The 1,060-nt window shown below is 41.9% G+C and carries 1 protein-coding gene and 1 pseudogene; both read left to right on the top strand.

Translation table 11 applies throughout. The features are described from left to right. Positions 1 to 471 (top strand): annotated as a pseudogene (locus E2R51_RS20545) (hypothetical protein); the annotation flags it as partial. Further along, a partial coding sequence (locus tag E2R51_RS20540; RefSeq protein WP_165967284.1) for a transposase occupies positions 431 to 1,060 on the top strand: 630 nt, incomplete at its 3' end. The pseudogene E2R51_RS20545 and the gene E2R51_RS20540, both read left to right, overlap by 41 nt.

Raw genomic sequence — 1,060 nt, 5'->3', positions numbered from 1 at the left:
CATAGGTATCTACACAACTTAAAAAGAGCAAAAAAGAATGATAGAATCTTCCAGTATGGCATAGATAAAATGGAGCTAGATACGAGGCTCATCAAACGATATCAACAACTCGTACACAATCACACTCATCCAAATAGTAAAGTACAAGCGGGTATGAAAGCCAGTATTAATACACAAAGTAGTTTAGCTCAAACCCAAGCTTTATGGCGATTTGTTCACAATGACACTATCAGCTATCAAGAGCTTAGTAAGCCGTTACTTGAAAATAGCTTACAAGGATGTCGGGAGGAGTGCAAACGCTATGGGCTTGTGATGCATGACTGGTCGCGGATAGCTTTAACTCATAGCAATAAGACAGATACGTATGCAATGAGTCATAAAACAGATGTTGGATATGAACTGCAATCAAGTATCCTAGTAAGTGACATCAATGGTAGCCACACCGGCTCAAAACCTCATTACAGCAAATAGCGTACATAGCAGCTATCAGAAGACGCCTACCAAACAAACCCACCTCAATGAATTAACGAGTCGCATTGAGTATTTAGACCAGCAGGGATTTGATAAGCCCTTGGTTCATATTATTGATAGAGAAGCCGATTCAGCGTTTCATATGCGCCAGTGGGAGGAAGGTAACCATCACTTTATCATCAGATCCAAAGCAGGCTCTTACCTTAGTTATAAAGGCAAATCTCAGCGCTCTAGTCAGATAGCGGAACAACTCGACTTTAAATATGAACGTCAAGTAAGTTATAAAGGCAGACTTGCCCATCAATACATAGCCCGTGCCAATGTTGTTTTAACACGTCCTGCCAAACCTAAGGCAGTTGATCCTAACACAGGCAAAAGAGTGACGCCTATCAAGGGTGAGCCCACCTCGCTAGTGCTTGTTGTTAGCCGGATTTATGATAACAAAGATAAACTATTAGCCACTTGGTATCTACTCACCAACCTGCAAGGCGATGAAGTGCCTGCAGGTGAGGTGAGTCAATGGTATTACTGGCGTTGGCACATCGAGTCGTATTTTAAATTGCTTAAAAGTGCAGGTCAGCATTTAGAG

This window comes from Jeotgalibacillus sp. S-D1 (genome assembly GCF_004358665.1).
In the GTDB taxonomy this organism is placed as follows: Bacteria; Bacillota; Bacilli; order Bacillales; family Jeotgalibacillaceae; genus Jeotgalibacillus.
Note: the sequence above shows the minus strand (reverse complement) of the source record. Positions and strands in the feature narration are given on the sequence as shown.